Source organism: Mycolicibacterium confluentis (genome assembly GCF_010729895.1).
Classification (GTDB): domain Bacteria; phylum Actinomycetota; class Actinomycetes; order Mycobacteriales; family Mycobacteriaceae; genus Mycobacterium; species Mycobacterium confluentis.
This window is the reverse complement of sequence record NZ_AP022612.1, coordinates 4,533,917-4,557,860: the sequence shown is the minus strand read 5'-3', so window position 1 is coordinate 4,557,860 and position 23,944 is coordinate 4,533,917. Positions and strand designations below refer to the sequence as shown.

Annotated in this window: 24 protein-coding genes and 1 pseudogene; 14 read left to right on the top strand and 11 right to left on the bottom strand. The window is 66.7% G+C overall.

Annotation, left to right across the window (positions count from 1 at the left end; translation table 11 throughout):
* Positions 1-28 precede the first annotated feature (28 nt).
* Positions 29-1,165 (top strand): phosphotransferase, encoded by a 1,137-nt coding sequence (locus tag G6N34_RS21610; RefSeq protein WP_085151804.1) that lies wholly within the window; start codon positions 29-31, stop codon positions 1,163-1,165.
* Here G6N34_RS21610 and G6N34_RS21605 read toward each other — a convergent pair.
* A complete protein-coding gene (locus G6N34_RS21605) occupies positions 1,149-1,733 on the bottom strand; it encodes a TetR/AcrR family transcriptional regulator (protein ID WP_234812873.1) in 585 nt (194 codons plus the stop codon). The two genes, G6N34_RS21610 and G6N34_RS21605, sit on opposite strands and share 17 nt — an antisense overlap.
* A gap of 192 nt (positions 1,734-1,925) precedes the next feature.
* Between G6N34_RS21605 and G6N34_RS21600 the strand changes: the two genes are divergently transcribed.
* From G6N34_RS21600 to G6N34_RS21585, 4 genes are all read left to right on the top strand, one after another.
* Positions 1,926-3,062, top strand: a complete 1,137-nt coding sequence (locus G6N34_RS21600; RefSeq protein WP_085151802.1) for an Rv3169 family protein — start codon at positions 1,926-1,928, stop codon at positions 3,060-3,062.
* Positions 3,059-4,141 (top strand): phosphotransferase family protein, encoded by a 1,083-nt coding sequence (locus tag G6N34_RS21595; RefSeq protein ID WP_085151801.1) that lies wholly within the window; start codon positions 3,059-3,061, stop codon positions 4,139-4,141. Before G6N34_RS21600 ends, G6N34_RS21595 begins: the two co-directional genes overlap by 4 nt.
* 230 nt (positions 4,142-4,371) lie before the next feature.
* The gene (locus tag G6N34_RS21590) at positions 4,372-5,196 is read left to right on the top strand and encodes an alpha/beta fold hydrolase (RefSeq protein ID WP_085151800.1); all 825 of its coding nucleotides are present in this window, start codon (positions 4,372-4,374) and stop codon (positions 5,194-5,196) included.
* Positions 5,197-6,057 (top strand): LysR family transcriptional regulator ArgP, encoded by an 861-nt coding sequence (locus tag G6N34_RS21585; protein WP_085151799.1) that lies wholly within the window; start codon positions 5,197-5,199, stop codon positions 6,055-6,057. It begins immediately after the preceding gene.
* Between the two features lie 8 nt (positions 6,058-6,065).
* Here the strand turns inward: G6N34_RS21585 and G6N34_RS21580 are convergent, their stop codons facing one another.
* Positions 6,066-6,740: a Crp/Fnr family transcriptional regulator gene (locus G6N34_RS21580; protein ID WP_085151798.1), complete on the bottom strand. Its 675-nt coding sequence runs from the start codon at positions 6,738-6,740 to the stop codon at positions 6,066-6,068.
* A 241-nt stretch (positions 6,741-6,981) separates the two neighbouring features.
* Here G6N34_RS21580 and G6N34_RS21575 point away from each other — a divergent pair, with 241 nt between their 5' ends.
* The 5 genes and pseudogenes from G6N34_RS21575 (at position 6,982) to G6N34_RS21555 (ending at position 10,420) form a co-directional block, all read left to right on the top strand.
* Complete coding sequence (locus G6N34_RS21575) at positions 6,982-7,386, top strand: SCP2 sterol-binding domain-containing protein (protein WP_085151797.1); 405 nt, start codon at positions 6,982-6,984, stop codon at positions 7,384-7,386.
* Positions 7,387-7,702: 316 nt separating this feature from the next.
* A pseudogene (locus tag G6N34_RS28520) lies at positions 7,703-8,161 on the top strand (AMP-binding enzyme); the annotation flags it as partial.
* The gene (locus G6N34_RS21565) at positions 8,158-9,420 is read left to right on the top strand and encodes a cytochrome P450 (RefSeq protein WP_085151795.1); all 1,263 of its coding nucleotides are present in this window, start codon (positions 8,158-8,160) and stop codon (positions 9,418-9,420) included. The pseudogene G6N34_RS28520 and the gene G6N34_RS21565, both read left to right, overlap by 4 nt.
* 7 nt (positions 9,421-9,427) lie before the next feature.
* Entirely contained in the window at positions 9,428-10,219 is a 792-nt protein-coding gene (locus tag G6N34_RS21560) for a coniferyl-alcohol dehydrogenase (RefSeq protein ID WP_085151794.1), read from the top strand.
* A gap of 12 nt (positions 10,220-10,231) precedes the next feature.
* Positions 10,232-10,420, top strand: a complete 189-nt coding sequence (locus G6N34_RS21555) for a ferredoxin (protein ID WP_085151793.1) — start codon at positions 10,232-10,234, stop codon at positions 10,418-10,420.
* Between the two features lie 209 nt (positions 10,421-10,629).
* Here G6N34_RS21555 and G6N34_RS28515 read toward each other — a convergent pair whose 3' ends face one another.
* The 4 genes from G6N34_RS28515 to G6N34_RS21535 all read right to left on the bottom strand — a co-directional run bounded on the left by G6N34_RS28515 (position 10,630) and on the right by G6N34_RS21535 (position 12,460).
* Entirely contained in the window at positions 10,630-10,815 is a 186-nt protein-coding gene (locus tag G6N34_RS28515; protein ID WP_085151792.1) for an acyl-CoA dehydrogenase N-terminal domain-containing protein, read from the bottom strand.
* Positions 10,816-10,920: 105 nt separating this feature from the next.
* Positions 10,921-11,574 carry a TetR/AcrR family transcriptional regulator gene (locus tag G6N34_RS21545; RefSeq protein ID WP_085151791.1) on the bottom strand — a complete coding sequence of 218 codons (654 nt, stop codon included), beginning with the start codon at positions 11,572-11,574 and terminating at the stop codon, positions 10,921-10,923.
* A 54-nt stretch (positions 11,575-11,628) separates the two neighbouring features.
* Complete coding sequence (locus G6N34_RS21540; protein ID WP_163645268.1) at positions 11,629-11,775, bottom strand: hypothetical protein; 147 nt, start codon at positions 11,773-11,775, stop codon at positions 11,629-11,631.
* Between the two features lie 22 nt (positions 11,776-11,797).
* The gene (locus G6N34_RS21535) at positions 11,798-12,460 is read right to left on the bottom strand and encodes a GAP family protein (RefSeq protein ID WP_085151789.1); all 663 of its coding nucleotides are present in this window, start codon (positions 12,458-12,460) and stop codon (positions 11,798-11,800) included.
* 319 nt (positions 12,461-12,779) lie between these two features.
* On the opposite strand from G6N34_RS21535, the gene G6N34_RS21530 reads away from it, so the two are divergent.
* Together G6N34_RS21530 and G6N34_RS21525 are read left to right on the top strand one after the other, a co-directional pair.
* The gene (locus G6N34_RS21530; RefSeq protein ID WP_085151788.1) at positions 12,780-13,778 is read left to right on the top strand and encodes an LLM class F420-dependent oxidoreductase; all 999 of its coding nucleotides are present in this window, start codon (positions 12,780-12,782) and stop codon (positions 13,776-13,778) included.
* Between the two features lie 25 nt (positions 13,779-13,803).
* Complete coding sequence (locus tag G6N34_RS21525) at positions 13,804-15,297, top strand: lipase maturation factor family protein (RefSeq protein ID WP_085151893.1); 1,494 nt, start codon at positions 13,804-13,806, stop codon at positions 15,295-15,297.
* Here G6N34_RS21525 and G6N34_RS21520 read toward each other — a convergent pair.
* Entirely contained in the window at positions 15,194-16,396 is a 1,203-nt protein-coding gene (locus tag G6N34_RS21520) for a DNA polymerase domain-containing protein (protein ID WP_085151787.1), read from the bottom strand. The two genes, G6N34_RS21525 and G6N34_RS21520, sit on opposite strands and share 104 nt — an antisense overlap.
* A gap of 69 nt (positions 16,397-16,465) precedes the next feature.
* Between G6N34_RS21520 and fadD2 the strand changes: the two genes are divergently transcribed.
* Complete coding sequence (gene fadD2 / locus G6N34_RS21515; RefSeq protein WP_085151786.1) at positions 16,466-18,145, top strand: long-chain-fatty-acid--CoA ligase FadD2; 1,680 nt, start codon at positions 16,466-16,468, stop codon at positions 18,143-18,145.
* A 41-nt stretch (positions 18,146-18,186) separates the two neighbouring features.
* On the top strand, positions 18,187-18,966 hold the full coding sequence (locus G6N34_RS21510) for an SDR family NAD(P)-dependent oxidoreductase (RefSeq protein ID WP_085151785.1): 780 nt from the start codon (positions 18,187-18,189) through the stop codon (positions 18,964-18,966).
* A gap of 42 nt (positions 18,967-19,008) precedes the next feature.
* Here G6N34_RS21510 and G6N34_RS21505 read toward each other — a convergent pair whose 3' ends face one another.
* The 4 genes from G6N34_RS21505 to G6N34_RS21490 are packed head-to-tail and all read right to left on the bottom strand — an operon-like array spanning position 19,009 to position 23,889.
* Complete coding sequence (locus G6N34_RS21505; RefSeq protein ID WP_085151784.1) at positions 19,009-21,198, bottom strand: acyl-CoA dehydrogenase family protein; 2,190 nt, start codon at positions 21,196-21,198, stop codon at positions 19,009-19,011.
* 23 nt (positions 21,199-21,221) lie between these two features.
* Positions 21,222-22,178 (bottom strand): 2-hydroxyacid dehydrogenase, encoded by a 957-nt coding sequence (locus G6N34_RS21500; protein WP_085151891.1) that lies wholly within the window; start codon positions 22,176-22,178, stop codon positions 21,222-21,224.
* Positions 22,157-23,278 carry an alpha/beta hydrolase gene (locus G6N34_RS21495; RefSeq protein WP_179965790.1) on the bottom strand — a complete coding sequence of 374 codons (1,122 nt, stop codon included), beginning with the start codon at positions 23,276-23,278 and terminating at the stop codon, positions 22,157-22,159. The genes G6N34_RS21500 and G6N34_RS21495 overlap by 22 nt, the downstream gene beginning before the upstream one ends.
* Positions 23,275-23,889: a TetR/AcrR family transcriptional regulator gene (locus G6N34_RS21490; protein WP_085151783.1), complete on the bottom strand. Its 615-nt coding sequence runs from the start codon at positions 23,887-23,889 to the stop codon at positions 23,275-23,277. The genes G6N34_RS21495 and G6N34_RS21490 overlap by 4 nt, the downstream gene beginning before the upstream one ends.
* Between the last annotated feature and the right edge of the window lie 55 nt (positions 23,890-23,944).

Genomic DNA, 23,944 nt, shown 5'->3' with positions numbered 1-23,944 from the left:
TCTGCGACAAAAATGTCACGCTGTGGCGATGAGCAGCACCGCACGCCAAGCGTTCTCCGTCGTCGGTCTGGCCGGCCACCTCGGTAGGGGTTTCGGCCGGGTCGCCACCGATGTCGTGGTCGGCAACCGGGTCGGCCTTCCCCGCTGCGCTGCTGACCTCGACGCCGCCACGCTGTCACGGGTGATCGGGGCCGCGGTGGAATCGATCACGGTGCTCGACGGCGATGCCGGCACCTCGTCGCGTGCCAGGCTGAAGCTGCTCGGTGACGACGTTCCCGACACGGTGTTCGTCAAGCTGCCCGCCAGCACGGCCGCGACTCGGTTGATGGGTGAACTGGGCAGGCTGGGCCACACCGAGGTGCGGTTCTACGACGGGCTCGCCGGTGAGCTGACGGGCCTGCCGAAGTGCTATGGCACGGCCTTCGATCCGTGGACTGGCCGTTATCTGCTGGTGCTCGAGGACCTTCCGGCAGACGAATGCGAGTTTCCGGACACGCTGCACCCGCTCAGCGTCGATCGTGCCGCGCTCATCGTCGAACTGCTCGCCAAGCTGCACGGCAGGTTCTGGGGTCGGTTGCCGGCCAGCGGGCGGGGACCCCTCGGCTGGCTCTACACCGCTTCCGGTGATGTGACGTCGCTGTTGACCGGATCGCTGATCAAGACATCCATCAAGCGGCTGTCGGAGCGCACCGACATCCCTGTCGAGAACGGGCGCTTCATCGCCGAGAACTACCGCGCGACTGCGGCATTGATCGACTCGCCACCGCACACCGTGATGCACGGCGACGCGCATCCCGGCAACGTCTACTTCCGCAACGGGCAGGCCGGCCTGTTGGACTGGCAGGCCGTTCGACGCGGACATCCGTCGCGCGAATTGGCCTACACCCTGGTCACCAGCATGGCCAGCGAAGACCGGCGGGCCAGTCAACGTGATCTGTTGGACGTGTACCGAGCGACGCTTGCCGCCTCCGGGGGACCGGACCTCGACCGCGATGACCTGTGGCTGCGGTTCCGGCAGGCCGCGCTGTATGCCTATGTCGCGCCGGTGATCACCGCGGGCATGGGCGGCATGCAGGTCGACGACATCGCACTCGAAGGGGCGCGGCGGGGTGTGGCCGCTCTGGAGGATCTGGAGACCGTGGCGGCACTCAAGGCGTCGTTGTGAGCAGCGCCCGCAGCAGATAGGTGTCGACGAACCTGCGCTTGGCCGGCAGGGGGCGTTGGCGCCAACCCGATGTCAGCAGGAATGAACTCGTCGCGGACATCCACTGGAGCATGTCGCGCAGATCGAGGTCGGCGTGGATCTGACCGGAATCGCGCCAGGCCGTGAACAGAGGGGCGGCCTGAGCGGCCATCACGTCGGTGATGGCGTCGGCACCGTGCTCCAGCACGGTGACCAGCGCACCGTCGTCGGCCGCGTAGAGCGCGCGGTTGAGGGGGTCGTCGTCCACCGAGGTCACCGCGTTGAGCACCAACGCACGGATGCTGCTCGCGGCGTCCTGTGGTCGGCGCAGTGCGGCGATCCACCGTGCGAAGGCGCGGTCGATCCGCATCAGCAGCAGGGCGAGCAGCAGTTCGTCGCGGCTTGCGTAGTAGCGGTAGACCGTCGACCGCACCACGCCGGCTTCGTCGGCCACCTCGGCCATCCGGAACCGGGTGTCGCCGCGGCGCACGATGCACCGTGCCGCGGCCTCCAACAGGCGAGTCTGCACCGCCCGCTCTTCGGTCGTCATGGACATCGATCGTCTCATGGCCAGCGCATGGCCTCCTGCGTGCTGTTGCCCTATCGGACAGTTTCACGATAATGTCTCATAGGTCACTGCTGTGGCTTCACCGTGCCCATGACCGGTTAAGTGAGTGAAAAGCCCCGTGCGGCAACCGAATTGGGACTTTACAGACCGCGCTTCAAGTGTCACGCTGACGGCATGGGTTACTCCGCCGCAGACGAGTCCTTCACCCATCAGCTGCCCACGACCTTCGATCAGGTGCACGATCCCGACCCCACCTGGTCGGACCGGTGCTACTTCTTCGCCGCGTCGCCGGATGGCTCGCTGCTGCTGGCCAGCGGCTATGGGAACAACCCGAACACCGGAACGGGGCTGGGCTACGTCAAGGTCACACTGGCCGACGGCCGCCACTGGGACCTGCTGGCGGGGCGGCCCGTCACCGGTGACGACCGCGGCGAACTCAGCGCCGGACCGATGCGGTGGACGTGTGTTGAGCCGTTGAAGAGATGGCGACTCGACGTGGAGCCCAATGCCTCCGGCATCGCATGGGAACTGCACTACGAACCGACCGCGCCGATGTGGGAACTGCTGCCCATGAAAGTGCATGACGCTGACGGTCAGATGCTGGCGGACATGTACCACATGAAGGAACCGGGCCGCTGGACCGGCTGGGTCGAGATCGACGGCGAGCGCATCAGTGTCGACGGCTTCCACGGTGGCCGGGACAGGACGTTCGGCGTGCGGGTATCCGACAAGATCGACTTCTGGCTGTGGCTCGACGCCGGGTTCGAAGACCGCGCCATCGAAGCGTGGATCATCGAATCCGCAGATGGCACTGTGCGTTACGTCGACGGCGGAATCACCCACAACGACGGCACGCGCTCGAAGCGGTTCGTGAAGATCGAACATGACGTGACCTTCGACGGTGACCGGAAACGCCCCGCAACGGCGACGTTGATCTTCACCGACGAGGACGGTCAGATCCACCGGGTCATCGCCGACACCCCGCATCAGCACGTCAACGCCTACTACGGTCTACCGATGGCGCACTGCCAGTACGAAGACCTCGGGGGCGGAGCGTATTTCATCCACTATCTGTGGAACAGCGAGGACCCGGCCCAGCTCGACGAGACCGAGGGCAAGTCGATGGCACTCGATCAGCTCATGCGCTTCCAGTTGGGAGATCAGACGGGGTGGGGCATCTTCGAACTCCTGATGGGCGGCCGGGGCTACCCGCGGTATCCCACCTGGACCGCGATGGACATGTCGTCGTTCACCCAGGACAAAACCCCGGTGGACCGCCTGACGGAAGAACCAGAGGAGGTGCGGCAGTGACCTCTGACGCTGACACCGCCGAACGCGTCAGTCGGTGGCTGCGCACACAACTGCCGGATGCCGACGACGTCCGCATCGAGGCACCGGCGCGCGTGGACTTCGGGCACTCGGCCGAGATGATGCTGCTGACCGTCGTCACCACCCGTGACGGCCGTGACACCTGCCGCGACGTCGTGCTCAGGGTGCGGCCCAAACCTCCCGCGCTGCTCGAACCGTACGACCTGACAAGGCAGTTCACGATACTGCGGGCGTTGGAGAGAACCGGAGTCCGGGCTCCTCGCGCACTGTGGCTGGAACCGACCGGAGAGGTGCTGGGCCGGCCCTTCCTGGTGATGGAACGGGTCGCTGGTGACGTCTACGAGATGGAGACTCCCGACGTCGCCGACGACATCGTGGAGTCGATGTGCCGCGGCCTGGCCGAACAGCTTGCCGCCGTCCATGGCGTCGATCTCACCGCGACCGGTCTCGACGCTCTTGAATCGGCTGGCGATGATCACCTCGATCGTGAGTTGGAACATTGGGCCACCGAGATGCACCGCGTCAAGCGGGCTGCCTTGCCCGCCCTGGAGAGGCTGCTGCAGGGCCTGCGTGAGACCAGACCACAATCGCACCCGCGCCGGACGCTCGTGCATGGTGACGCCAAACCCGGCAACTTCGCCTTCGTCGCCGGCGACGTCAGCGCGGTCTTCGACTGGGAGATGACCACCGTCGGCGACCCGCTCTCCGACATCGGCTGGCTGGAACTCCTCTGGATGCAGCCGGTCGGAATCGCCAGTCACCCAGCGGCTTTGGACATCGATCAACTGTTGGCGCACTATGAGGCGGTCAGCGGCATCAAGGTTGAGAACCGCGCGTGGTATCGCGCATTCAACGCCTACAAGATGGCGGTCATCTGCCTGATCGGGGCCATGCTGGTCGACGCCGGGCACAGCGATGACCAGAAACTGGTGCTGGCCGCCTACGGGACCTCGCTGCTGACCCAGGTCGGGCTGGCCGACCTGGGCGTCGACGAGCAGCTCGACGACGGCCCGGTGCTCCCGCGAGAGGAACGGATCGCGGCACTGCAGGGGGCCGGCTGACTCGAGTAGCCCACTACTGCTGTGCTCCCGTCACGCTGCGCTCTTTGGGGGACCATCAACGACCCGATGGGAGACGAGAATGACGCGGACCAGGTACCGGAGGTGATCGCTCTGAACGGAAAGGTGAGCTCCGCCAAGGTCTCCCACTGAACCGGTTGCACACTCCCGGTTGCCTGGCATGATTCTTGTGTCGGCGACGCCTGGGGTCGCCCCGCCTGGAAGGCGCCACCATGCCCACAGTGACCACCCACGACGGTGTCGAGATCTTCTACAAGGACTGGGGTTCGGGGCAGCCCATCGTGTTCAGTCACGGGTGGCCGTTGTCGGGAGACGACTGGGACACCCAGATGCTGTTCTTCCTGTCCCACGGTTACCGGGTGGTCGCCCATGACCGGCGCGGCCACGGCCGCTCGACCCAGGTGGCCGACGGTCACGACATGGACCACTACGCCGACGATCTCAAGGCTGTCGTCGAGCACCTGGACCTGCGGGACGCCGTGCACGTCGGGCACTCCACCGGCGGTGGCGAGGTGGTGCGCTACCTGGCTCGGCACGGTGAGAATCGCGCCGCGAAGGCCGTGCTCATCAGCGCGGTTCCGCCGCTGATGGTGCAGACCGAGGCCAATCCGGGCGGTCTGCCCAAGTCGGTCTTCGACGATCTGCAGGCCCAGCTGGCCGCGAACCGATCGGAGTTCTACCGGGCACTGCCGTCGGGCCCGTTCTACGGGTTCAACCGCCCGGGCGTGGAGTCGTCGGAGGCGATCATCGCCAACTGGTGGCGGCAGGGCATGATGGGCGGCGCCAAGGCCCACTACGACGGGATCGTGGCGTTCTCGCAGACCGACTTCACCGAGGACCTCAAGATGATCACGCTGCCGGTGCTGGTCATGCACAGTGAGGATGACCAGATCGTGCCGTATGCGGACGCGGGCCCGATGTCGGCGGCCCTGCTGCCGAACGGGACACTCAAGACCTACACCGGGTTCCCGCACGGCATGCCCACCACGCAGTCCGACACCATCAACGCTGACCTGCTGAAATTCATCCGGTCCTAGATGGCTCGACTCGACTCCGGCCAACTTGCCGCTCTGGCCGCCGTCATCGAGCACGGCAGCTTCGAGGCCGCCGCGGCGCACCTTCACGTGACGCCGTCGGCGGTGAGTCAGCGGATCAAGGCACTCGAACAGCGCGTCGGCAAGGTCCTCGTCGTCCGCGAGAAGCCCTGTGCTGCAACACCAGCCGGAGTCCCGCTGCTGCGGTTGGCCGCCCAGTCTGCCCTCCTGGAATCCGAGGCGCTCTCGGAGATGACGGGTGAGAGCCAGGGTCTGACGCGGATTGCCCTGGCGGTCAACGCCGATTCGATGAACACCTGGTTCACCGAGGTGTTCTCGGCGTTGCCGGACGTGCTCTTCGACGTCCGCATCGAGGATCAGGATCTGTCGGCGGAACTGCTGCGCGCGGGTGTCGTGCTGGGCGCGGTGACCACCGAGCGGACACCGGTCACCGGTTGCCGGGTGCACCGCCTGGGTGCGATGCGCTACGTGCCTGCCGCGAGCAGGGACTTCATCGACCGCCACCTATCCGATGGGTTCACGGCCGAGGCGGCGGCTCGCGCCCCGTCGTTGGCCTGGAATCGCGCGGATGCGTTACAGGATCGACTGGTGCGCAAGGTCTTTCGAAGGGACATCGCCCGACCCGTGCACTACGTCCCGACCGCCGCGGGGTTCGGAGCGGCGGTGCACGCCGGCCTGGGGTGGGGGATGTTCCCGGTGGGTCTCCTCGACGAGGGCTTGGTGCCGATCGCGGCGCAACACCTGGACGTGCCGCTCTACTGGCAGTGCTGGAAGCTCGACAGCGCCGCGATCACGGCGCTGACCGACGCGGTCAGGGCAGCGGCCCAGGCGCTTGCGCGGTAGTTGAAGGCTCAGCGTGCGCGCCGCGCGAGCCGCGCAGCGTCGTCGATGAACACGGTCTTGCCCTGGCGCCGGATCCATCCGCGCTGGACGAAATCCGACAGTGCCTTGTTGACGGTCTCGCGCGACGAGCCGACCAACTGTGCCAGTTCCTCCTGGGTCAGTTCATGGTCAACGCGCAGCGATTCGCCCTCCCGAACACCGAACCGCTTGGCGAGATCCAGAAGCTGCTTGGCGACCCGGCCCGGCACGTCGGTGAAGATCAGGTCGGACAGGCTGTCATTGGTGCGGCGCAGGCGACGGGCCAGCACCCGCAGAAGCTGCTCGGCGATCTGCGGGCGATCCCGGATCCACGAGCGCAGCGCGTCGTGGTCCATGATCACCACTTCGACCTCGGTCAGGGTGGTCACCGTCGAGGTCCTCGGGCCCGGGTCGAACAGGGCCAGTTCACCGAACATGTCCGCCGGGCCCATCAGCGTGATGAGGCTTTCGCGGCCGTCCGGGGTGCGGCGGCCGATCTTCACCTTGCCGGAGGTGATGATGAACAGGCTCTCGCCCGGTTCTCCCTCACGGAACACCGTGTGGCCGCGCGGGTACACCGCGGGCTCCAGGGAGCGGGCGAGCGCGGCGACGGCATCAGGCGCAACGCCTTGGAAGATGCCAGCCCGCGCCAGGATTTCGTGCACGCGCGGTCCTTCCGTCGCTGCTGTGTCGCAGATCTCTTCGATGCATAACCCTACGCGAACCTCCGGCGATGCGAAGCGGGCGGTGCCGCCACGAAGGTCCGGGTCGGGTCTGATCGGCCAGGAACTCCAGCGAGATCGACCGCTTCCATAAGTTGACCTATGTTAGGCGGGGTGTGACGATGGTCATACTCGCGTCGCCGATCCGGGGCCAATTTGAATTGAAGATAAATTAAGGAGAACGATGGGGTTCACTGACTCCGCGGAGGTCGCCAAGTACATCGGCGGCATCTTCGAGACCGCGTTCGCCGATCCCGAGATCGGGCCCAAGCTCGCCGACACCGGCCTCGTGGTGGCCTTCGACTTCACCGAACCGGAGGCCGTCGTGGTGATCGACATGGCCAACAAGTCGGTGCGTGAGGGCTTCGAGGGCGGCGTGGCCCCGATGGCCACCATGGCGATGACCGCCGACACCGGAAACGCGTACTGGCAGGGCAAGGTGAATCTGCCGTTGGCCATGGCGAAGAAGAAGATCAAGGTGGAGGGCAACGTCGCGAGCCTGCTCAAGATCGCTCCCCTGGGTAAGAAGCTGTTCCCCGGATACATCCAGCGGCTTACGGATGACGGCCGCGACGACCTGATCGTCTAGGGGCCACAACGTGTATCCCGGTGCGCATGCCGCGCTCACGCCGGACCGTCCCCCGATCAACCGCCACCTCGCGCCCGCTGAGGTGGCCTACATCGTCGAGGACAGCGACGCCAGCGTGCTGTTCGCCTCCGCCGGCCTGCGTGAGCTCACCGGCCTGGTGGCCGCCGAGGTGCCCGGCCTGGTACAGGGGTACGCGTTCGGTGGGGACATCCCGGGCTGCGAATCCTACGACGACCTGCTTGACTCAGCCGGTCCGCCGCTGCCGGATCAGCCGCGCGGTTCGCAGATCGGCACCGTCTGTTTCGAGCGGGACATGGTGCCGTTCGTGTACCACAACGACCCGGACAAGACTGCCGACTCCCGGCACCCTGACCACGAGAACTGGTCCACTGTCGGCGATCTCGGCTACCTCGACGAGGACGGCTACCTGTTCCTCACTGACCGAAAGCCCTTCATGATCATCTCCGGCGCGGTCAACATCTACCCGCAGGAGATCGAGAACGTGCTCACCCTGCATCCGCAGATCTTCGACGTCGCCGTGATCGGGGTGCCCGACTCGGAGATGGGGGAGCAGGTCAAGGCCGTGGTTCAGTTGCGCGACGGCATCGAGGGGACGGCCGAACTGGCCGACGAACTCATCGCCTACGTGCGGGACCGACTGGCACATTTCAAGGCGCCGAAGTCGGTCGACTTCGTCGACGAGCTGCCGCGGTCAGCCACCGGCAAGCTCGTCAAGAGAACGCTCCGCGAGTCCTACCTGGAGGTGCACCGATGACCACCGTCGAGAAGCCAGACACCCGACCGCCCTTCGACCCGGTCAGCATCTCGCCGCTGAGTTTCTGGGATCAGACGGCCGAGGAACGGGAGAAGTCGTTCAAGATCCTGCGCGACGAACGCCCGGTCAGCTGGCATCCGCCGGTCGAGGGTGCTGTGGTGCCCGCGGACATCGACGGTGTCTGGGCGGTCACGCGCAACGAGGACATCGCCTACGTCAGTAAGCATCCCGAGCTGTTCTGCTCGCGCGAGGGGGTGCTCATCGAGGCCATTCCGGAGGATGTGAACCAGGCCGCGATGTCCTTCCTGGCGATGGACGGTGCCCAGCACTCGAGCACGCGGCGGTTGATCAGTTCGGTGTTCACGCCGCGACAGGTCGCCAAGATCGGTGATCAGATCCGCAGTCAGGCGATCCGGATCGTCGACGGCCTGCTGGAGAACCGGTCGGGGGACTTCATCGAAGAGGCGTCCCGCCTGCTTCCGATGTGGACCATCTTCGAAATGGTCGGTGTCCCCGAGGAACTGTACGAAGAGACCATCATGCATGCCAACGGCATGTTGTCGTGGAACGACGCCGACGTCGCCGCGGGCCGGGAACCCGGCGAGGTGATGACGGACTCCCTGGTGGGCCTGCTCACCATCGGACTGGGATTGGCCGAGGAACGGCGCGCCAACCCCACGTCGGATCTCACGAGCCTGCTCACCCAGGTCGAACTCGACGGGCGCAAGCTGACCGACGACGAGATCGCGGCGTTCTTCGTGCTGTTGGCCGTCGCCGGCACCGACACCACCCGCAACACCATGACCTTCACGACCATGGCCCTGCAGGAGTTTCCAGACCAGCGCGCACTGCTCGCCGAGGACTTCGACGGTCGCATCAAGCAGGCCATGGAGGAGTTCGTCCGCTGGGCCACCCCGGTCATGACGTTCCGCCGTACCGCGACTCAGGACGTCGAGTTTCATGGGCAGCAGATTCGGGAGGGCGACTGGGTGCTGATGATGTACTCGTCGGGAAACCGCGACGAACGGGCGTTCGGGAATCCGCACGTCTTCGACATCACCCGAAAGCCCAACCCGCACGTGGCATTCGGTGGCGGCGGCCCGCACTTCTGCATGGGCGCGTTCCTGGCCAAGATGCAGCTTGAGCACTTCTTCCGGGAGCTGATCTTCCGGGCGCCGACGCTGCGCCTGGGTGAGCCCGACTACCTCACCAGCAACTTCTTCAGGGTGGTCAAGTCACTGCCCTACACCCTCGATTAGGAGAGAGATGTCGGAATTCTCTGGCAAGCGCTACGTCGTCACCGGGGCGGCGTCCGGAATCGGGCACGCGGTCGCGCAGCAGTTGCTGGCCGCGGGCGCGGAGGTGCACTGCCTGGACCGCAACACCCCGACCGCGGCGGTCACCACCCACGTCGAGGTCAACCTCGCCGACCCGCGCAGCATCGACGCCGCCCTCGAACAGCTCACGGGTCAGTTCGACGGCCTGATCCAGGTCGCGGGCATTCCGGGCACCGCGCCCGCGGATCTCGTGCTCGCGGTGAACAGCCTGGCGGTGCGGCACCTCACCGAGTCGTTCTTCGATCGACTGCTGCCGGGTGCCGCGGTGACGATCGTGTCGTCGACCGCGGGCTTCGGCTGGCCGCTTCGGCTCGAATCGATCCGAGACCTGTTGGCCACCGACACCTTCGAAGAGGGTGCCGCGTGGTTCAAGGACAACCCACAGCGGGGCAACGCCTACAACTTCTCCAAAGAGGTCACCACCGTCTACGCCCAGTCGATGGGCCTGGCGCTGCACGAGATGGGCTTTCGGATCAACGCCGTGCTTCCGGGCCCGGTCGAGACGCCGATCCTGACCGACTTCGAGGAGACCATGGGCAAGGACACCCTCGACGGCGTCAAGGAACTGCTGGGCCGGCACGCCACGCCGGAGGACATCGCGGCGGTCGTGGTCTTCCTGGCCTCCGACGCCGCCGGCTGGGTCAACGGCCAGGCCATCGCGGCCGACGGCGGGCTCACGGGTGCAGTGGCGGCCGGTGTGATTCCCGCGCCGGAGATCTAGGAGGCTGGGCAGATGCGTGTGCAGGTGGATGAAACCAAGTGCTCGGGTATCGGCATGTGCGAGATGACCGCCGCCTCGGTGTTCGAGGTGGGCGACGACGGTCAGGCCCACGTGATCAAGCCTGAACCCGACGCCGACGAGGTGGAGGCCGTCCAGGAGGCGATCTCCAACTGCCCGACGCAGGCGTTATCCCTCGCATAGTTCGCTGACGTACCACTTGCCCTTGGCGGCGTCGACAGGCGTGAGTTCGCCTGAGTTGTAGGCCGGCACTGAGCGGTCGACGTAGGTGCCGGTGACGTCGATCGCGATAGTCAGACCAATCGACAACGCGTTCGCGCGGGCCCCCTCCTCGCACCCACCATGCGGTAGTGGTAGTCGGATTCGCCTGCACCGCTGTAGGATTCGACGATCTACAGCGCGTAGATTCCGGCCTTGGCGGCTTGGGGATAGACGCTGCGCTCGATCCAGCGCTCCCGCTCCCAGTCCTGGTGGTCCCGGGCCAGGAACTCGCGGACGGTCTCGCGGTAGGCCTCATGGTCGGCCGTGCGCAACGTGCGCTGCACGGATCGGATCCGCTCGAAGATCGTGACGCCCACCGCGGTCCGAGCCGCGTCAACGATGTATGTCTCTGCCGTGCAAATCAATTTAATAAAGAATCAAAACATAGCAGCGGTCAGACTGGACAAGGGGTTCTGCGGAAACTAGCGCGCGCGCCTCTTGGGCGCCGGTGACGGGGAAAGCCCGTTGCGCACCAGGATCTGTGCGTTGGTCACGATGTCCTCCACCGAATCCCGACGCGGCTCCCACCACTCGGCCGCCCAGTTGAGTGCGCCCATCACGAGGAGGCGGGCCATCCGGGGATCGAGGTCGGCGCGGATCTCGCCGTCGGCGATCGCGTCGGCGAACAGACCCTGCCAGATTCGGCCGTACGCGGCCTCCTCCTTCTTCTGCCGGGTGCGCAGATGTTCGGGCACCTGACCGGAGTTGCGGATCGAGGCGGTTGTGTAGTCCGACAGTTCGAGTTCGTGGCGCAGGTGGGCCTCCACCCCAGCCGAGATCCTGTCCATCGGCGAGGTGCCGGGCGGCAGCGCGTCCAGGGTCTTCTGCAGGTGCTCCCGCATGTCCATGATTCCGCAGTACATGACCTCTTCGATGAGGTCCTCGCGGGACGGGAAGTAGTAGTAGATCGCGGGCGCCTGCAATTCGGCGTACTCCGCGACGTCGGTCAGGCGCGTACCCGCAAACCCTTTCACGCTCAGGACGTGGGCCGCGGCATCGAGGATGCGGGCACGCGTGCGCTGGGACTTGGAGTCGCCACCCCCGGCGCGGTCGGCCGTCCCGGGTTTCCTAGGCATCGGTCAATGATAGGGCGGCGCGTGGCCGCGCCGGGTCCTCGCCCGGCGCGGCCATCACTGCTGACCTGCGAAGGGATCGTTCTGGCCGCTCGAGTACGGATCCTCCGACAACGCCCGCTGGCGTCGCCGCTCACGGAGGAGGCGGTCTTTGAGGATGCCCAGTCGGCCGCCCTTGTCCTCGAGGTGGAACTGCTTGAGCATCGTGCGGGCCGCGTGGATCCGGTCAGAGTGCTCGAAGCCCGCTGAACACCAGCACCGCACCGACCACGATGAAGCTCACGAGCATCAGGGTCTTGCCGCGACGCTGCAGCCACACCCGGAACCGCTCGAGGTGCGGATCGATGCGGTTCGAGGCCACCGCGTAGGCCAGGATCGGCACCGCGGCGCTCGATCCACCGAGCAGGGCGAAGTACACCACCGCGACCGTTTCGGCGCCCAGGCCCAGGCCGGCGGTGCCGATGGCATATCCGGCGGCGGCGCACGCCAGCACCAGTTTGGGGTTGGCCACAGTGAGCGCGACGCCCGCGACCGCAGCCCAGGCGGGCGTGATCTCCTTGATCCGCGTCAGCCACCGGGGCGACTCGATCTGGCCGGGCCTGCGCCACTGCCAGACGGCGGCGACGAGCAGCAGCACGCCCAAGACGATGCGGACCCAGGCGCTCACGGCCTCGTCGGGCGCTCGGTCAATCTGGTGCAGCAGACGCGGGACCTGCAGGAAGAGGACCGTGATGGCAGCCTTGCTGACGAGCCATCCGGCGATGAAGGCCAGGCCCGTGCTGCGTGGACGCGCACTGTGCAGCACAAGGGCCAGGGCGGGAATGATGGTGAAGGGGGAGATCGCGACGACGGCGGCCAGAGCGGTCAGTTCGCCGAGGATCTTGAGCACCGTGAAGTAGTTACCGGTGGAGACTCAGTGCGCGCAAGAGTTCTGCTCAGCCGAACTGGGCGCGCGACCAGTCCGGGGAGGTGGGTCAGCGGGCGGGGTGGTGGCGGTGGAAGAGCCGGAACTTCAACCAGCGAATGTCGAGAAGCACTGTCATCACCTGTCTACGAAGGACTCGCATGTGCCGAACCAGTACTGGCGCGACACCATTGAAATTACTGACGCTCTTTAAGGCCGCAGGTAGCGACACATAATTCTTCGGTAAGAACTGGCCAGCCCGACGCCGTCGTTTCTCGACTCCGCGCGCGGGTACCCGGACGGTATGACACGTTTCGGCTACACCCTCATGACCGAGCAGGCCGGACCTCGGGAACTCGTCGGCCATGCCGTCGCGGCCGAGCAGACGGGTTTCGACTTCGAAGTCTGCAGCGATCACTTCTCGCCGTGGCTGACGTCGCAGGGCCACGCCCCACACGCGTGGACGACGCTGGGTGCCGTCGCACACGCGACCGATGCGGTTGAACTGATGACCTACGTGACGTGCCCGACCATGCGCTATCACCCCGCGGTCGTCGCGCAGCAGGCCGCGACGCTGCAGATCCTCGCCGACGGACGGTTCACGCTCGGTCTCGGCAGCGGCGAGAACCTCAACGAGCACGTCATCGGCAGGGGTTGGCCGACTGTGACGCGCCGCCACGAGATGCTCACCGAGGCCATCCACGTCATCCGCGAACTGCTGACCGGCGACCTGGTGGACTGGAAGGGGGAGCACTTTCAGATCGACTCGGCGCGCCTGTGGGACGTACCCGACGACGGTGTGCCGTTGGCCGTCGCGGTCTCGGGCGAGGACTCGGTCAAGGCTTTCGCGCCCCTGTCCGACCACATGGTGGCCGTCGAGCCCACCGGCGACCTCGTGAAGGCGTGGCACTCCGAGCGCAGGAGCGCCGGGATCTCGAACCCGGCGCGGGTGATCGGCCAGATCCCCATCTGCTGGGATCCCGACCCCGACGAGGCCCTGCGGCGGGCCCACGACCAGTTCCGCTGGTTCGCCGGTGGGTGGGCCGTCAACGCCGACCTGCCGACACCCGCCGGTTTCGCGGGCGCCACGCAGTTCGTCCGCCCCGAGGACACCAGCGAGTCCATCCCCTGCGGGCCGGACCTCGACGCGATCGTCGACGCCGTCGGTGAGTACTGGAAGGCTGGATTCACCGATATTGCGCTGATTCAGATCGGCGGCGATCATCAGGAGATGTTCCTCAAAGAGGCAGCCGGGCGCCTGCTGGAGAAGCTGCGCTCGGCCGCCGAGTCGACGAGCACCTGAGGCGTAGCAGGAGGCGGCCATGTCCGTGGACTGGTTCGTCGATCCGCAGTACACCTTCGCAAGATCCGTGCTGCAGAGCGGCACCGCGGCGATCTACCTGGTCGCGTTCGTGGCGGCTGCCCGCCAGTTCCGACCGCTGATCGGCAGTCACGGCCTGACCCCGATCCCGGCCTTCCTGCAACACACTTCACCCCGGTCCGCCCCGAGCCTGTTCCGGCTCTACTACAGCGACTGGTTCTTCGCCGTGGTGTGCTGGATCGGCGTTGTGCTGGCGGGGGCGCTGATGGTTGGGGCCGGCGATCTCGTGCCCCTGTGGGCCGCGATGCTGATGTGGCTGGTGCTGTGGCTGCTCTACCTGTCGATCGTCAACGTCGGCCAGCAGTGGTACTCGTTCGGCTGGGAGTCTCTGCTGCTCGAAACCGGTTTCCTGGTGGCCTTTCTCGGCAATGACGAGGTGTCCCCGCCCATCCTGGTGATCGTGGCCGCGCGGTGGCTGCTGTTCCGGGTCGAGTTCGGTGCCGGGCTGATCAAACTGCGTGGCGATCCATGTTGGCGAGACCTGACGTGCCTGCAGTACCACCATGAGACGCAGCCCATGCCGGGCCCGCTGAGTTGGTTCTTCCATCATCTACCGCGTCCACTGCATCGAGTCGAGGTGGCGGGCAACCACTTTGCGCAGCTGATAGTTCCGTTCGCCCTGTTCGCGCCGCAACCCGTGGCCAGCATCGCGGGGGGTGTCATCATCGTGACGCAGCTGTGGCTGGTGGCCTCGGGCAACTTCGCCTGGCTCAACTGGCTCACCATGATTCTCGCGTTCAGCGCGATCTCCCGTGGCGGCGCAGCGCCCGAACTGCCCGCACCGACGTGGTACGTCGGTGTCGTGCTTGCGTTCACCGCGATGGTGGTGGTCCTGAGCCTGTGGCCCGTGCGGAACATGCTGGGCCGACGTCAGCGGATGAATGCCAGCTTCAACCCACTGCATCTGGTCAACAGCTACGGAGCCTTCGGAAGCATCACCCGTCGGCGCGAGGAGTTGGTGATCGAAGGCACTCACGATCGCACGATCACCGACCACACCGTCTGGCGCGAGTACGAATTCAAGGGCAAGCCCGGCGACGTCCGCCGCTGGCCCCGCCAGTGGGCGCCCTACCATTTGCGCCTGGACTGGCTGATGTGGTTCGCGGCCATCTCGGCGAGCTATGCCCGGCCCTGGCTGGCGACGCTGCTCCAACGGCTGCTGGAGGGCGACGAGAGTACATGTAAGCTGCTGCGCGACAATCCGTTTCGTGATGATCCGCCCAACCTGGTGCGGGTCCAGATTTACCGGTACCGGTACTCCACCTGGTCCGAACTGCGTCGCGATAAGACGTGGTGGCAGCGGACCCTGATCGGGCCCTACGTTCCGGCGGTCGGTCTCAGCGGCGCCACTGCGCGCCCGAGTAGTTCTCCCAGGGCGAGTAGTCCGCGATCAACTCCTCCTGAGTCGGACGCTGATCGGTCGGGACGTGCTGCAGGTTGACCCGGACGCGGTACCAGATCGACGACGGTCCGCGCATCCCGTCGATCAGGATGTCCACCGGTTCGAGCAGTGCCGCGGCGTCGGGGTGTTTCTCCTGCCACATGTGCAACGCGGCCATGGCCTCATCGCGCGTCTTCGTGCGCGCGACCTCGATCAGGTTCGCCGACCGCGCGGCCTTGGGGGCCTTTTCGGCTGGGCCGAGCTCCTCGGCCAGCGCCAGCAGTTGTTCCAGACCGCCTGCCGACGAGTCCATCTCGGCCCAGGGATCTCCGATGCTGGCGTAGCGTTCGGGCACCGTCGCCACCGTGAAGTCCTCGGCCCGGCAGGTCGGCACCTCGGCCCAGTGCAGTGGGGTGGAGACCCGGGCGTCGGGGCGTGACCGCACCGAGTACGCCGATGCGACGGTGCGGTCCTTGGCGTTCTGGTTGAAGTCGACGAAGACGCCCTCGCGCTCCTCCTTCCACCACCTGCTCGTCGCCAGGTCGGGGACGCGCCGTTCGACCTCGCGGGCCACGGTCTCGGCGGCGAGCCGAACCTTGGGGTAGGGCCAGTTGCGGTGGATGCGGGCATAGATGTGGAAGCCGCGCGAGCCGGACGTCTTGGGCCAACCGGTCAACCCGTGATCGGACAACACCTCACGGACGACCATCGCGACGTCGAGGATCTGCGGCCACTCGACGCCGGGCATCGGATCAAGGTCGACCCGCAGTTCGTCGGGGTGGTCGAGGTCATCCGCGCGCACCGGATGCGGATTGAGGTCCACGCAGCCGAGGTTGACCGCCCACACCAGGCCCGCGGCGTCCTGCAGGACGGCCTCCTCGGCCGAGGTGCCCGACCGGTACTTCAACTCCGCCACCTCGATCCAGTAGGGTCGCTTCTTCGGGGCACGCTTCTGGAAGATCGCCTCCTCGCCGATGCCCTTGACGAAACGTTTGAGGATCATCGGGCGGCCCGCCACACCGCGCAGTGCGCCGTCGGCCACCGCGAGGTAGTAGTTGATCAGGTCGAGCTTGGTCACACCCGGGTCAGGAAAGATGACCTTTTCCGGGTGGGTGACGGCGACCTCGCGGCCGCCCACCTCCAGGCGCATGTCTGCCATCGTATGGGCACCGTGATCGACCGTGCCGTTCCAAGCCGCGACGGGCCGTCATTCCCCTAGTCTGTGAACATGCCAAAGCTCACCGATGTGCCCTTTCAGGCAGCGGCCAAACTTCAGCAGTATGCCGAGCGTGGCTCGGCGGAATTGCACTACGCGCGCAAGATGTTCGAGGCCGGTGCGCTGAAGATCGAACCGCCTCAGAACATGGTTGCGCTGCTCGCCGACATCCGTCGGTGGGGTGAGTTCGGGATGATCCCGGCACTCAACGCGCGACGGAACCCCAACGGAATCGCGGTGATCGACGACGACGGGCAGATCACGTTCGCCGAACTCGACGCGGCCGCGCACGCGGTGGCCAACGCCCTGCTGGCCAAGGGCGTCAAGGGCGGCGACGGTGTCGCACTGCTGATCCGCAATCACAGGTGGTTCCTGATCGCGCTCTACGGTGCGGCACGTGCCGGTGCGCGGATGATCCTGCTCAACAGCGAATTCTCTGGCCCGCAGATCAAAGAGGTCTCCGAGCGCGAGGGCGCCAAGGTCATCATCTACGACGACGAGTACACCGAAGCCGTCGCGCAGGCCGATCCGCCGCTGGGCAAGCTGCGGGCACTGGGCACCAACCCGGACACGTCCGAACCGTCGGGATCCACCGACGAGACCATTGCCGACCTGGTCGCCCGGTCCGACAAGTCACCGGCCCCGAAGGCCACCAAGCACTCGAAGATCATCATCTTGACCAGTGGCACCACCGGAACCCCCAAGGGCGCCAACCGCAGTACACCGCCATCGCTGGCGCCCATCGGCGGCGTGCTGTCGCACGTGCCGTTCAAGGCCGGCGAGGTGACCTCGCTGCCCGCCCCGATGTTCCACGCGCTGGGGTTCCTGCACGCGACGATCGCGATGATGCTCGGCTCCACGCTGGTGCTGCGGCGCCGGTTCAAGCCGGCCACGGTGCTCGAGGACATCGAGAAGCACAAGGTGACTGCCATCGTCGTCGTCCCAGTCATGCTGTCGCGCCTGCTCGATGAATTCGAGAAGACCGATCCCAAGCCGGATCTGTCGAGCCTGCGCATCGTGTTCGTCTCGGGTTCTCAGCTGGGTGCCGAACTCGCCACCCGCGCCATGAAAGATCTGGGCCCGATCGTCTACAACCTTTACGGCTCAACAGAAATCGCGTTCGCATCGATCGCCCGTCCGCAGGACTTGAAGAAGAACCCTGCGACGGTGGGCCCCGTCGTGAAGGGCGTGAAGGTCAAGCTGTTCGACGAGAACGGCAAGGAGGTGCCGCGCGGTGAGGTCGGTCGGATCTTCGTCGGCAACACGTTCCCGTTCGAGGGTTACACCGGCGGTGGCGGCAAGGCGATCATCGACGGACTGATGTCCTCGGGCGACGTGGGCTATTTCGACGAGGACGGACTGCTCTACGTCAGCGGCCGCGACGACGAGATGATCGTCTCCGGCGGCGAGAACGTCTTCCCGGCCGAGATCGAGGACCTGATCAGCGGTCACCCCGAGGTCATCGAGGCCACCGCGCTGGGCGTCGAGGACAAGGAGTGGGGGCATCGCCTGCGCGCCTTCGTGGTCAAGGTCGAGGGCGCGTCGATCGACGAGGCCGCGATCAAGGATTACGTGAAGGCCAATCTGGCCCGCTACAAGGTGCCCCGCGAGGTGATCTTCCTCGACGAACTGCCCCGGAACCCGACCGGCAAGATCCTCAAACGCGAACTGCGGGACATCGAGGTCGACTGACGCGGGGAATAAGGCGAGCACGCCGGGGGTAGTACTGCGGCGTGAACATTGACCTCTCCGGTAAGACCGCGCTTGTCACTGGATCCACCCAGGGCATCGGCCTGGCCATCGCAAAGGGCCTGGTCGCCGCGGGGGCTCGCGTCGTCGTCAACGGGCGCACTCAGGCCCGCGTCGACGAGGCGGTCGAGGCGTTGCCGGGACCGGCGCTCGGCGTGGCTGCCGACGTCGCGACCGAGGACGGCACCGCTGACCTGCTCGCCACGGTCCCCACGGTCGACATCCTGGTCAACAACCTCGGAATCTTCGAGGCTGTCCCGCCACGGGAGATCACCGACGAGGAGTGGCGCAGGTTCTTCGAGGTCAACGTGCTCTCAGCGGTACGCCTCATCCGGGCGTACCTGCCGGGCATGGTGGAGTCCGGATGGGGTCGCGCGATCCAGATCGCCAGCGACTCGGCGCTGGTGACGCCCGCGGAGATGATCCACTACGGCGTCTCCAAGACCGCGCTGTTGGCGGTCACCCGGGGATTCGCGAAGGACGCGGCAGGCACGGGCGTCACCGTGAATTCGGTGATCGCCGGGCCGACGCACACGGCTGGTGTCGAGGATTTCGTCTACCAGTTGGTCGACAGGTCGCTGCCGTGGGATCAGGCGCAGCGCGAGTTCATGCGCAGCCACCGCCCGCAGTCACTTCTGCAGCGTCTGATCGAACCCGAGGAGATCGCCAACATGGTGGTGTACCTGGCGTCACCGCTCGCGTCGGCGACCACGGGCGGCGCACTCCGAGTCGATGGGGGATACGTCGACTCGATCGTGCCCTGACGTCGACTCGATCGTGCCCTGACGCAGTGTGACCCGGACGTCTCACGGGTCGCGGGGCAGGCCCAGCAGTCGTTCGGCGATGATGTTCAACTGCACCTCCGAGGTGCCGCCGTAGATCGTCGTCGCCCGACTGGCCAGCAGATACTGCGCCCATTCACCTTCACGCGTCTTCTCGTCGCCCAGCACGGCGTCGGTGCCGAACGAGGACACCGCGAACTCGGCGTAGCCCTGCCCCGTCTTCATCGACAGCAGCTTCGAGATCGCCGCCGAGGGCATTGCGTCGCCGCCGGCGAGCGTGAGCAGCGTCGAGCGCATGTTCATCAGCTTGGCGGCGTGCCCCTCGGCGATCAGCACCCCGGCGCGGTTCTGTTCGATCTGGTCGAAATGCCCGTCGCGCAGGAAGTCGACGAACTTGTCCAGGCTCGGCAGGAACGGTGGCTCGCTGCTTCCGATCGAAACCCGTTCGGCGGTAAGGGTGTTGCGGCTGACCTCCCAGCCGCGGTCCACCTCGCCGAGCACCAGGTGGTCGGGGACGAACACGTCGTCGAGGAAGACCGTGTTGAACATCGCGTTGCCGGTGAGTTCGCGCAGGGGTTTGACTTCCACGCCCTCGCTGGCCATGTCCAGCAGGAAGTACGTGATGCCATTATGTTTTGGAGCGCTGGGGTTCGTCCTTGCCAGCAGTGCGCCCCACTGGGAGTACTGCGCGCCGGTGGTCCAGATCTTCTGCCCGGTGATGCGCCAACCGCCGTCGACCTTGGTGGCCTTGGTGGTCAGGCTCGCCAGATCCGAGCCGGCGCCGGGTTCGGAGAACAGCTGGCACCAGATCATCTCGCCGCGGAACGTCGGCGGCAGGAACCGCTGCTTCTGCTCGTCGGTGCCGAACGCCACGATCGACGGAATGATCCAGGCCGCGATGCCCATCGCGGGCCGTTTCACCCGCCCGCTCGCGAACTCCTGGGCGATGATGATCTGTTCGATGGGGGAGGCTTCCCGGCCCCACGGCTTAGGCAGATGCGGCTGTACCCAGCCGGCCTCGGCGATCGCCGTGGTGCGTTCCTCGCGTGGGATCGCTTTCAGCGCAGCGACTTCCGCGCGGATCTCGTCCCGAAGCTTCTCTGTGTCCGGATCGAGGTCGATGGCGATGCCGCGCATCCCCGTCGCGGTCGCGGTGTCGACGACGCGCTGCGGGTAGTCGGCGGCGCGGCCGAATGCCGCCGCGATCACCAGTGCCCGGCGGTAGTACACGTTGGTGTCGTGCTCCCACGTGAACCCGATGCCCCCGTGCACTTGGATGCAGTCCTCGGCGCAGTGCTGTGCGGCGACCGGGGCCAGCGTCGCCGCGACCGCGGCGGCGAATCCGACGTGTGCATCCACGGCACCCGCCGCGGCCTCATCGACTGCCCGGGCGGCATCCCAGACTGCCGCCGTCGCGCGTTCGGTGACAGCGATCATGTTGGCGCACTTGTGTTTCACGGCCTGGAACTGACCGATGGGCCGACCGAACTGCTCACGGATCTTGGCGTAGGCCGCGGCGGTGTCGGTGGCCCAGCGGGCGACGCCGACGGCCTCGGCCGACAGCAGCGTCGAGATGAGGGCGTGCGCGGCGTTGCGGCTCAGGTTCGTGAGCACCCGGTCGTCGCCGACCTCGACGGCGTTGGCGCGGACATGTGCGACCGGACGCAGCGGATCGAGGCTCTGGACGGGTTCGATCTCGAGTGTGTCGGCATCGAGGATGACCCACTCCTCGCCCGAGTCGATCGCGACCGGGAGCACCAGCAGCCCGGCCTGACCGGCCGCGGGCACGGCGCGCACCTCGCCGCGGATCACCAGGGTGTCTCCCGACCGGGTCGCGGTCAGGCCCGAGTCGATCGCATAGGACGCGATGGCCGCGCCGGAGGCGAGATCGGCCAGGACTGGGCTCTGTGGATCATGCGCGGCGATCAGCGCACTGGCGATCGCCGACGGCACGAACGGGCCGGGCACGGCCCCGTAGCCGAACTCGGCCAGCACGATCGCCAGTTCGAGGATCCCGAAACCCTGACCTCCGACCGACTCGGCCAGGTGGACGCCGGTCAGGCCCTGGTCGGCGGCGGACCGCCAATAGGGCGGCGGGTTGTCGACCGGGGTCTCGAGTGCGGAGTGCAGCACCTCGGACGGCACGGCCCGCGCCACCAGGGAACGCACCGAGTCGGCCAGATCTACATGCTCTGTGTTGATCGCGATCGGCATGGTCGCCCTTTCTCGAGAACGGGTCAGTTCACCACGAAGTAGGGCTGCTGCCCGTCGACCAGCCTGCGGCAGTTCTTCACCGCGTGGTCCAGGTAGCGGTCCATGGTGTCGGCCGTGAACCAGCTGACGTGCGGCAGCAGCAGTGCGTTGTCGAGGCTGAGCAGGGGATTGTCGGCGGCGACCGGCTCCTCGGCGTAGACGTCGAGACCGGCGGCCGACAGCTGACCGGACTTCAGGGCATCCACCAGCGCGCCCTCATCGACGATCGCGCCGCGCGCGGTGTTGACCAGAATGGCGCCGGGCTTCATCTTGGCCAACGCCTCGGCGTTGATCAGCCCCTCGGTCGCTGGCGTCAGCGGCGCGTGGATCGACACGATGTCGCTCTTCTTCAACAGGTCGTCCAGCGTCATCCACGAGACGCTGTGTTCGTCCCGGCGCGTGGAGGTGTGCAGGACCTGGGTGCCCATCGACCGCAGAATCTGCTCGACGCGCTTGCCGATGCTGCCGAACCCGATGAGCCCCACGGTGCAGCTGCCCAGGTCACGGACCCGGTCACCCAGGGTGGGATCGCGGGGCCAGCCGGTCCCGGCGCGGGTGGCCCGATCGAGTTCGGGGAGCCTGCGCAACGCCGCCAGCATGAGCATCACGGTGCACTCGGCGACCGAGGCCGCGTTGGCGCCGGGCATGTTGGACACCGTGATTCCGCGTTGGGAGGCGGTCTCGACGTCGATGGTGTTCACGCCCGAACCCAGCTTGTGCACGAGCTTGAGGTTGGGCGCCTTCTCGAGGTCGGCGCCGGAGAGCGGGCGCAGCACATGCCAGATGACCTCGGCCTCGGGCAGCTCACGGTAGAACGCTTCGTCGTCGTCCTCGGGCACCCAGCGCACGTCCAGCCAGGCCGATTCTGCGGCGATCTTCGCGGCGGCGCGCTCACCAGGAGTGAAATGCGCCAGGACCCTTATCGCCTTTTCGTCAGCCATTCCGCGATGGTATCCGCCTGCTGATCGCGGGCGCCGGGGGTGGTGAAGTAGTGGTCGGAGTCGATGGCCACCGACGTCTTGTCGGTGCTGGCCAGCGCGGTGTAGATGCGTTCGGCGTCGGACGGGAACACCCCGGTGTCCTGCGTTGCGTTGATGACAAGGGCCGGACATGCGATGCGTGCCAGGTGGGGTTCGGCGCGGGTCTGGGCGTGCCGCAGACTCCACATGCCGATCCAATTGCGCAGGGTGCAGGCCGCAGCGATGCCGCGCGCCGACCGGTTGGCGCGGACCGGTTCGCCGGCGTAGCAGAGGTTGGGCGTGCGATTGGTCGGCTCGATGGTCGGATCGACCATGCGCGGGTCGGCCCACGTCCGCATGACCGTGAACGGACGGTCGGAGAATCCGGCGGTGCGCACGCGTTTCAGTTCGGCTTCGGCCCAGTCGGTGATGGCCTCGTTGCGGGCCACCTGAGCCCGGCGATAACGCGCCACGAAGTCGAGGGAGAAGGGCGGGCCGTGGTGGCCGTCGAACAGATCCAGATCGGGTGCCGTGGCCACGGGGTCGGCTTCGTCGACGACCGCGCCGTCCATCCATGCGGTCAGCACCTCCGGCCGGCCGGGATGAGCGGCACTGGCGATGTAGGCGTCGGCGGCGGGGAGGTTGTCGAGTCCGGCCGCCGGTCGCATGCCCTCGAGCGGCGTGACGTTGGGGTCCACGGCTTGGGACTGGTAGGCGGCCATCAGTGATCCGCCGCCGGAGTTTCCCAGCAGGACAACAGTTTCCACTCCCGCGGCCTCGCGAAGCCAGCGCACGCCGACGCCGATGTCGACCAGGGCATGGTCGAGCAGGAAGTTGGTCTCGAAGCCGCGGAACCGGGTGTTCCAGCCCAGGAAACCGACGCCGCGTGCGGCCATGTAGTCGGCGAGATAGTGCTCGGAGAAGTCGATCTGATAGTGCGTGGCGATCATCGCGACCGTGGGCCACTGGTCGGCGGGTCGGTGGTAGAGACCCTGGCACGGATGCCCGCCGGCCCCTGCACGTCCCACCGTGGGGGAGTCCAATCCGACGAACTCGCGGACGATTTCGGGGGTGGCGGTCACGGCTCCTCCTTGCTGAAGATGGCGCGGTAGAAGATGTGGGACAGCGTCCTGATGCACGCATCGTCGTCGACCTCGGGGGCCGCCCGACCGTCACGGCCCGCCAACTGCACGTAGCAGAACTGGTTGAGCATTGAGACGATCGCGGACGCCATCAGGGCGGGGTCGTCACCCTGGCAGTGGCCCTGACGTTGCGCGCGTACCACCATGTCGGTGATGAACTGTGTGGGGATTTCGCACATCTGAGCCCAGTGCTCGGCGAAGTCGGCATTGATCATCGCCAGTTGGGAGACGCTGACCATCTCGGCGAGGCGGTGGCGGTAGGTGTGCCAGTGGGCCGCGGCGGCCTCGCGGACCCGTTCGCGGTCGGAGAGACCATGCCGGGTCACCGTCTGCGCGCGGTCGTTCGCCTCGTCGCGGAAGCGCATCGCCCAGGCGCGGACCATGGCCTCCTTGGAGTCGTAATAGTTGTAGAAGGACGCTGGCGAGCGTCCGGCCTCGGCGGCGATGTCGGCGACGGTCGCGGCCAGGATTCCCTTGCGGGCGATCACGGCGCGTGCGGCGTCGTCGATGGCGGCCTGGGTCGCACGCCCGCGCCGCGTCGGTTGGGTCACCCAGGATCTCCTCTGTGGGCCATTGGTCGGAACTGAATCTGATGTTACGTTCAGA

Bases quoted from the DNA above. Each gene is read 5' to 3' on its own strand.
- G6N34_RS21610 (WP_085151804.1), top strand. From the start codon at position 29: ATGAGCAGCACCGCACGCCAAGCGTTCTCCGTCGTCGGTCTGGCCGGC.
- G6N34_RS21605 (WP_234812873.1), bottom strand. From the start codon at position 1,733: ATGACGACCGAAGAGCGGGCGGTGCAGACTCGCCTGTTGGAGGCCGCG.
- G6N34_RS21600 (WP_085151802.1), top strand. From the start codon at position 1,926: ATGGGTTACTCCGCCGCAGACGAGTCCTTCACCCATCAGCTGCCCACG.
- G6N34_RS21590 (WP_085151800.1), top strand. From the start codon at position 4,372: ATGCCCACAGTGACCACCCACGACGGTGTCGAGATCTTCTACAAGGAC.
- G6N34_RS21585 (WP_085151799.1), top strand. From the start codon at position 5,197: ATGGCTCGACTCGACTCCGGCCAACTTGCCGCTCTGGCCGCCGTCATC.
- G6N34_RS21575 (WP_085151797.1), top strand. From the start codon at position 6,982: ATGGGGTTCACTGACTCCGCGGAGGTCGCCAAGTACATCGGCGGCATC.
- G6N34_RS21565 (WP_085151795.1), top strand. From the start codon at position 8,158: ATGACCACCGTCGAGAAGCCAGACACCCGACCGCCCTTCGACCCGGTC.
- G6N34_RS21560 (WP_085151794.1), top strand. From the start codon at position 9,428: ATGTCGGAATTCTCTGGCAAGCGCTACGTCGTCACCGGGGCGGCGTCC.
- G6N34_RS21555 (WP_085151793.1), top strand. From the start codon at position 10,232: ATGCGTGTGCAGGTGGATGAAACCAAGTGCTCGGGTATCGGCATGTGC.
- G6N34_RS21545 (WP_085151791.1), bottom strand. From the start codon at position 11,574: ATGCCTAGGAAACCCGGGACGGCCGACCGCGCCGGGGGTGGCGACTCC.
- G6N34_RS21540 (WP_163645268.1), bottom strand. From the start codon at position 11,775: ATGCTCAAGCAGTTCCACCTCGAGGACAAGGGCGGCCGACTGGGCATC.
- G6N34_RS21530 (WP_085151788.1), top strand. From the start codon at position 12,780: ATGACACGTTTCGGCTACACCCTCATGACCGAGCAGGCCGGACCTCGG.
- G6N34_RS21520 (WP_085151787.1), bottom strand. From the start codon at position 16,396: ATGGCAGACATGCGCCTGGAGGTGGGCGGCCGCGAGGTCGCCGTCACC.
- fadD2 (WP_085151786.1), top strand. From the start codon at position 16,466: ATGCCAAAGCTCACCGATGTGCCCTTTCAGGCAGCGGCCAAACTTCAG.
- G6N34_RS21505 (WP_085151784.1), bottom strand. From the start codon at position 21,198: ATGCCGATCGCGATCAACACAGAGCATGTAGATCTGGCCGACTCGGTG.
- G6N34_RS21500 (WP_085151891.1), bottom strand. From the start codon at position 22,178: ATGGCTGACGAAAAGGCGATAAGGGTCCTGGCGCATTTCACTCCTGGT.